The 7233-nt window shown below is 53.9% G+C and carries 8 protein-coding genes and 2 tRNA genes; 3 read left to right on the forward strand and 7 right to left on the reverse strand.

The window, feature by feature from the left end; genetic code table 11:
* Positions 1–115: 115 nt before the first annotated feature.
* From ESO89_RS17985 to ESO89_RS18000, 4 genes are all read right to left on the reverse strand, one after another.
* A complete protein-coding gene (locus tag ESO89_RS17985; RefSeq protein WP_128906773.1) occupies positions 116–1867 on the reverse strand; it encodes a hypothetical protein in 1752 nt (583 codons plus the stop codon).
* 66 nt (positions 1868–1933) lie between these two features.
* Positions 1934–2548, reverse strand: a complete 615-nt coding sequence (locus tag ESO89_RS17990) for a hypothetical protein (protein WP_128906774.1) — start codon at positions 2546–2548, stop codon at positions 1934–1936.
* Between the two features lie 234 nt (positions 2549–2782).
* Positions 2783–3016 carry a hypothetical protein gene (locus ESO89_RS17995; RefSeq protein WP_128906775.1) on the reverse strand — a complete coding sequence of 78 codons (234 nt, stop codon included), beginning with the start codon at positions 3014–3016 and terminating at the stop codon, positions 2783–2785.
* A 59-nt stretch (positions 3017–3075) separates the two neighbouring features.
* Positions 3076–3327: a hypothetical protein gene (locus ESO89_RS18000; protein ID WP_128906776.1), complete on the reverse strand. Its 252-nt coding sequence runs from the start codon at positions 3325–3327 to the stop codon at positions 3076–3078.
* A 96-nt stretch (positions 3328–3423) separates the two neighbouring features.
* Here ESO89_RS18000 and ESO89_RS18005 point away from each other — a divergent pair, with 96 nt between their 5' ends.
* Positions 3424–3753 carry a hypothetical protein gene (locus ESO89_RS18005; protein ID WP_128906777.1) on the forward strand — a complete coding sequence of 110 codons (330 nt, stop codon included), beginning with the start codon at positions 3424–3426 and terminating at the stop codon, positions 3751–3753.
* 197 nt (positions 3754–3950) lie between these two features.
* On the opposite strand, the gene ESO89_RS18010 is transcribed toward ESO89_RS18005, so the two are convergent.
* From ESO89_RS18010 to ESO89_RS18020, 3 genes are all read right to left on the reverse strand, one after another.
* Positions 3951–5075, reverse strand: a complete 1125-nt coding sequence (locus tag ESO89_RS18010; RefSeq protein WP_128906778.1) for a tyrosine-type recombinase/integrase — start codon at positions 5073–5075, stop codon at positions 3951–3953.
* Positions 5076–5271: 196 nt separating this feature from the next.
* A tRNA-Thr gene (locus ESO89_RS18015) sits at positions 5272–5343 on the reverse strand.
* A 92-nt stretch (positions 5344–5435) separates the two neighbouring features.
* Positions 5436–6101: a DUF7114 family protein gene (locus ESO89_RS18020; protein WP_128906779.1), complete on the reverse strand. Its 666-nt coding sequence runs from the start codon at positions 6099–6101 to the stop codon at positions 5436–5438.
* Between the two features lie 59 nt (positions 6102–6160).
* On the opposite strand from ESO89_RS18020, the gene ESO89_RS18025 reads away from it, so the two are divergent.
* Entirely contained in the window at positions 6161–6856 is a 696-nt protein-coding gene (locus ESO89_RS18025) for an enoyl-CoA hydratase/isomerase family protein (protein WP_128906780.1), read from the forward strand.
* A gap of 99 nt (positions 6857–6955) precedes the next feature.
* Positions 6956–7026 (forward strand) — tRNA-Gly (locus ESO89_RS18030).
* Positions 7027–7233: the final 207 nt, after the last annotated feature.

A 7233-nucleotide genomic window follows, 5' to 3' on the forward strand; every position in this document is an offset into this window, starting at 1 on the left:
TTGACCGAAGCTACGTTTTGCAGGGCGTTGGAGCTGGTGGACACAGTTTCCAAACCCTGCAGCCTCCCTTGGGAGGCTTTCTATGACAGGCTCTGAGTAAGCAATTGGAACGGATTTACTCGACTTGATCTTCTGAATCCTCCTCAATTAAGGAGATGATTTCTCTTAACGAGGTAGCGGATCCTCTCATTGCGTCTCGGTACATATCTCGGTAAGCTTCTGAATCTTCTTCATATCCAAGGACATCGACTGCTCTTGGCCAGCCACCACTACTGACGGTCATATGGCTATTTTCTTTTCGGAAGTCGTGTACTGCGTTGATTGGGTCTAGGATATCGGCAGCAGTTTCAATATCTGACAATTCTCTCACGAACTCGAATAGTGCAGATTTCTTCCCTTCAACATCCCCTGAGACCTCATCAGGCAGCTCCGATTCCAAGTTTCCTCTATCAAGATTCTCTACTATCACCTGATGTGCCTCAGACATCACAGTGAGTAGTTCATGTCGCTCATTTCGTGGCAGACTCAGCATTCTATCTGCATTGATTTCATCGCCTACTTCGCGGTACAGTCGGACATCGTATTTTGCTTCAAAGGCTTCGTTCAGTTCTGTTACTGCGTTGATGACTGCGTCAGATGGTGATTCAGAGTCGACCCAGTCTGCTTCGATGTAGTTAGTGATCATCTCCCCAGGAATGTTACCAGCAGGCGATGTATTGTAGTGGTACCAGTGGGAGAGCTCTTCATCCGGTATATCGATCAGGTCGTCTACGATGATGAGGACTAGATCTTCGTCATTCCGGTAGGCCCGGAGCTTCATTTTGTCCAGCCAGTTCACCTGGAGACCTTGTCTTGACCACTCGGAAACCGAGCCCCGACTATCGTTCTTGTACTTCTCCAAGACTTCGGGCTCGAAATAGGTCCATCCGAAGAAGCTGATTGCTTCTTCCAAATCTTCGGCTCCTATAGCTGGCCTTCTGTAACCTGCATCCTCGAACCCTTCTTCATTAACGGCTTCTTCCTTTGAGAAGCGGTATCCTTGCTTAGTCTCGAATTTGAGGTTTTCTCGATCTTCCTGTAATCGTTCCTCGCGTCCGTATGGGATGTCATCCGCTTTTATTGGGCAGAACCAATGCAGTTCGTATCCAACCTGATTTCGTCTTACTCCTCGAACTGCTTTCCCGCCGCGCACAGTGAACTCCTCCCGGTCATCATCCGTCAGAGAAATATCCTCCTGAGTCTTCCTGACGTCCCGTGATTGGAAGTAAGCAAGTACGAGAGCACATCCTCGCTGTTTGAGATAATCCTTCAGAAACTCCGCCTTTACCTCCAAACTCCGAATCGTATTTGCTAAGCCGAAATGACTAGATTGGGAGGACAAGTATTCCCACTTCTCAGCAGGGAACCGTACCACAGTCTCGTCGGTATCGTAGGTCTCAAAGTTTCGCTTCTCTCTTTCAATCAAGTCGTGGTATTCGATGAACCCTGTATCAATCAGTGGCGCGTCCTTCCTGAAATCCATTACAAAACGCTTGGCCTCGACCCCGTCAACACTCCTCGTAAGATCTTCTTCCCAATATTGAGTTCCTCTTCTCGAACCGTAGGCCATAGGATTGAAATCAAAAGTTCCCACCTCTCCGAACGGGTCAGTGTCTACGACTGTATCTAAACTGTCTTCGTCGACTAAGAATGCATGAATTCGAAAACCCTGCTCAACGGTTCCTATACCTGTTTCCGACCGGTGGTGGCCATGCCGATTTACGGTAATCCAGCCATCCTGAATCGGATCGAACCTATCTCTATCTTCAAAGGCAAGCCACGAGTTTAGATCCCCGATGTCGTCTTCGTCCTCGACCAAGTTGTACATATTATGACGAAGTTCTAACTCAACTTATTAATCGGTTTCTCAAAATAGACGGAGATATCTTAGAAGTCAATTCTCACTCTGCATACAGTCTGGCAGTTCTAAAGTATCATTTCTTCGTTCCACTCCTCCGTAGTCCATCATGCAGATTCCGTCATCTACGATACCAACGTTCATTTCGACGTCTTCGACAGTCCATCCTTGGTCGTTCAATTTATCTTCCATCTGTTTTGGTGCTTCTGGAGCATACACGTATTCTTGTCCCGACAGTAGATATGCGATATCACCTTGGTGAGGTGATATTGGGGTCGCTCGTCTCATAATCAGCCATTTGTACTCCTTGTTGTCCCAGGCATGTATCGGAGCGAAAAGAGATTCGTGTTCCCAGCCGAGTTCACAGGCTTTCTCCCAAGCTTTGATCTCCCGGTAGTTGTGTGGAAGTGGCTTGCCTGAAACCTTGAGGATGAAGTATGTCTCTGTATCTGATTGTCCTAAGAAGCCGTTCTGTACCAGTGTATCCGGGAGGGGTAGAACTCGACGCCCAAGAGATCCACCGCGAAACTCAGTTATTTCGTATTCTTCTATCAGTGGATCGAGTGATTGGTTCTTACGTAGAGATGAGGATAGCTTGTCGATGAATTCCTTTCCTTCCTCAGTTAGGAGCTCTTGATAGTTTTGCGTCATTCTATTTTCTTCAAGTCGTGTCTGCGGAAGTGTATGTCGGGTATTTCTCCGTTTTCTAGGCGGATTGTGTAGATGAAGTTGTCTTCAGAATTGCCGGTGACTGTTTGTGCGTCGTCGAATTCGATGTTGATGATTTCTCCGGTTTTCCCGTGTAGGTGGTTGTCTGGCCCGTTTTCTTTGTCGAGTATGAGTTTGACGTGGTCGCCTTTCTGAATTGATTCTGTAATGGGTAAATCACTTCGCGCCTTGGTCTAGGAGTTTTTCTTGGGTTAGATTGGAGATGAGTAGTAGGCGTTCTTGGGCATCCATTTTTGAGAACTGTTTTTTGTATCGGTTGATGGTGTCGCGCGAGACGTCGAGTTCTTCTGCGGTCTGTGTCTGGTTCATCCGGGTGATCGCGTCGATGTAGTGTGTTACTGTTTCTCGTGTGAGCCCATATTTGTCGAGGATTTCCGCGGTTGTAGTCATAACTTGGTTTTGTGTTATAATATTGATAAAATGGAAGGAAGAGAGAATGGGGTTTTGTTTTAGAGGCCGAGTTCGTCGTGGTGTTCGACGATGTGGGTGATTTCTTTTTTCGCTATCCGGGTTGCGTTTTCTGGTGTTAGTTCAAGATTGTGTGCTTGGGCGAGTTCTTGGAGGCTTCCGCTGTGTGCGTCTTCCTCCCAGTTTTTCGCTACGTTGTAGAATTTCTCTCCACCGATTCGTTTGACTTCGTTCAGTGTTTTTTCGATTGCGTCTTGCTGTTGTGTGTTGTTTTCGTGTGTCAATTCAATCACCTTATCTTACTATTTGTCTATAACATTTAAATAAGTATCTTACATATTGACAGATAATTGGTGGAAAGTATATAAAAATTAACAAATAATCCAATAATGATGAAATGTGCATTTGGAAACTGCCAAAACGAACACGACCTGTGGATAAAACCTGACCCAGACAGCGGAGTCGTACCAATTTGTAGAGGCTGTGCAAAGAATGAGAGTGAAAAATACCACCTCAGCTTCCAGGACAGTAGGCCACCTGAAGAAGTAGAAGACTACATCACTGCCTACGACCCGGACACCGCCTTAGCAGAACAATTAATCGACGTCTCCGATGAACTCGAAGAAGCCCTCTCAATGTATGAAGGGGACAATCAGGAAGAAATAGAGAATATAGTCGACGCCAGAAACAAAATCGAGAAAGCAATTAGCGAACTTTAGCCCCGAAAAACCAGGTCTGAAACAGCTCTTATCAGTACCATCAGGTTAGAAAACCAGGGTCTAAAGAGGTCATAGATCTACCCGCCTGCTTAGACTGAGTGCTTTGAATCAGGTTTGGAACAGTGAACGACTATACGCTGTATTGCGGTTATCTGGGGACCCCAAGGAAGATTGAGAGATGGTAGAGGGTGTTGTTTTTAGTCTATGTTGTTGACGGCGTCTTGCTGTCGGCTTGTGCTGCTGTGCTCGTACTTCTCAGTGGTGCGTTTGGATTTGTGACGGCATTGTTGTGCGGCTACTGCGAGTCCTTCTTGTTCGGCTATGTAGGTCGCAGTACTGTGTCTGATGCTGTATGGTGTTAGGTCTCGGTTCTCTAAGTCGAGGTTGGCTTCTTTGGCGATTTTCCGGAAGACGTCCCGGAAACTATCTTTGTTGTAGCGGTTGCCGTACATGGTGAGCCAGAGTGCGTCGCGGCCGTCGTACTTTTCTCGTGTTTCTCGTTCGTCGAGCCAGCGTTTCAATATGGAGTTGGTTTCTTCTTTGAGTGCGACTATCCAGTTCTCCCGGTTCTTACTGGATTCTTCGCGGGGTATTCTCAGGACTCCGTTTTGGGTGTCGACCCAGTGAACGTTTGAGCGTTTGATTTCGATAGGACGTAGACCCGCATCCAGGGCGACGTGGATCATCGAGGTATACTTGAAGGAGTTGGCTTTCTGCCAGTCCTTCATTGTGACTTCTTCCTTGGGTTTTTGCAGCCGCTGAGAGAGATACGTCTTCCACCTACTGCGTTCTTTAGGTGTTACGCTGTTGTAGTGGGGTACGCTTCCGTACTCCATGGATGCTTCCCGCATCTTCCGCCTGTCTTCCTTGGTCAGGTAATCCCTTGGAGTGTAAGTCGTAGATGGGTCGCTGTACTCGATCTCGGGCTCCCACTTCACATCCTTGTTCCGCGCCTCGCGCTTCCACTTGAACAAGGACTTCGCGGCCTTTTGATAGTGATTCTTCGTACTCTCTTTCATCTCCTCAGTCGCCAAGTGCCGCATCCAAGCGTCCGCGTCATCCGTGGTCAGCTCTTGGACGTACCGGCCTTTACGATCCCAGATAAATCGGTAGAATAGGTCTAGTCGGTTCATCCGGTTTTTAACCGTTGAATGGCTGTAGCCTGTGGCTTTCTCCGGGTTTTTACCGAGTGCGAGCATCCATTCGGTTATGTTGCGGCGGTGCTCGCGGTAGGTAACTTCCTGTCTGGGGTTTAGATACTCTTGCGCGTCTTCGGTGACGAGTACGATCCCGTCTACTTTGTTTTCAGAGCTGTACGTCATGGATTCGATCCCTCTACTTGATCTAGATCTTTTCCACGCGAAATTTTAAATATATAATGTAATATGCTTGTCTTTTCCTCAAAAACGTATGACTGCGTCGGGGTGTCGGAAATGACACCGGGTACTCGTTCTTGCGTGGTGTACATTGTTTCACCGACGAAGAACCCGGTAACTACCGGACGTAACAGCCAAAGAGAGCCTAGGCCGGAATTTGAATCCGGGGTCTCGTCCTTACCAAGGACGCGCTTTACCGCTAAGCTACCCAGGCGCAATCAGTCGTTGACGGGAGTCAACTTTAGGGGTTTCGATTCGGGGGCGACCCGTCACGAAGGCACACACTGGTCCGCCGCCGTCGGCCGATCACCGATCGGTCGCGCTCACGGCGCGGTCGGAGATGTCGGCGATCCGGTCGGCGGTCGTCTCGGGGAGCGCGCGGCCCGGCGGCGGGAACTCGCCGTCGTAGTCAGTCGCCAGATCGCGGGCGTACGTCAACAGCTCCTCAGGCGGGTCGCCGCCGACGGCGGTGGTGCCGGCGACGACGGCGAGTTCGAGGGCGTCGATCTCGAGGTTCCGGTCGAGCGCGGCCGCCGCGGCGGGGTCGGTCCCCTCGCGGTCCCGGAGCGTCTGGTCGCGGCCGAACGCGCGCACGACCTCGACCGCGGCCGCGGCGGCGTCGGTGCACGCGAGCAGGGCGAACCCGCGTGAGACGAGCACGTCGGCGGTGAGCACGTCCATGTCGGCGTCGATGTCCGACGCCTGCGTGGGCGCGGTCACCCACGGCTCCTCGTGGGCCACCGACCGGGTGAGCCGGAGCCCCTCGTAGATGAGCTGCACGCCGGCCGCCCGGTCGCCCACCGCGTCCGGATCGACCTCGGGATCGACCGCGCGGGCGGTGACCAGCGCCAGCACGCCGGGGGTGACGGCGGCGTTCGCGATCCGGTCTTCGAGGGCCTCACGCAGCTGATCGGGCTCGACGTCGGCGAGCGCCTCAGACGCGGCGTCACGCGCTCGCGCGGCATCGTCCATTACGTAACGGTACTCGATCGAGTGGCAAAGACCTTTGGAAACGAACGGGATACGCGGACGTGATCCGCACCCGAGACGACGACGCGGTCCGCGTGGTGACGATCGACCGCCCGGCGCGTCGGAACGCCCTCCGGCCCGAGGACCTGACTGCGCTCCGCACCGCCGTCGCCGACGCCGACACCCCGGTAACCTACCTCCGCGGCGCCGGCGCGGCGTTCTGTGCCGGCGCCGACCTCGACGTGGTCGCCGCCCTGGACGACCCGGCGTCGTTCGCCCGCGCTGGCCAGCGCACAGCCCGAGCGATCGCGGACGCGGAGACGGTCGTCGTCTGCGGGATCGACGGCGCGGCGCGCGGCGGCGGGGTCGAACTCGCGCTCGCGGCCGACGTTCGAGTCGCCACCCCCGCGGCGACGTTCGCGGAGCCCGGGGTCGCGTTCGGCCTGTTCGGCGCGTGGGGCGGGACCGTCCGCCTCCCGCGGGTGATGCGCGAGGGCGACGCGCTCGATTTCGTGCTCTCAGGGCGCGTGCTCGACGCCGACGCGGCGCTCCGGACCGGGCTCGTCTCCCGGGTCGCCGACGACCCGCGGTCGGTCGCGGACGCGATCGCGACCGGAAAGTCTGACGCGCTCCGCGCGATCAAACGCCGGGTGCGCGACCGCCGCGACGACGGGGGCCAAGAGGAGGCGGAAGCGGCCGCGTTCGCCGAGCTCGTTCGATCCCACGCCGACGACATCGCGGCGACGCGCGGGGAGTGAGCCGCGTCGGGTACGTCCGGTTTCTCCCGGCCCCCGCCGCCGTCGGTCGGATGTGACAGGTTTAAGTAATCCTCCGACCAATCACCGAGTGCGAAGCACGCACCGGTAGTGTAGTGGTATCACGCAACCTTGCCATGGTTGCAACCCGAGTTCAAATCTCGGCCGGTGCATTTCTCGAACGTAGTGAGAGAAATCACCGGCCTGACTCCCCGCGAGCGCAGCGAGCGGGGAGTCAGACCGGCGCTTTTTCTAACTGGTCTAGCCGAATAGTCTCAGACTTGCTAATCTGCGGTCGGCGCGCGCCTCCGAGTGGCCGACAGGCCACGAGGAGCGCGTGCGAGGGAGTCGGCCGGCGCTAATAAGCGCCGGCCGACGAG

This window comes from Halorubrum amylolyticum (assembly GCF_004114995.1).
GTDB classification, from domain to species: domain Archaea; phylum Halobacteriota; class Halobacteria; order Halobacteriales; family Haloferacaceae; genus Halorubrum; species Halorubrum amylolyticum.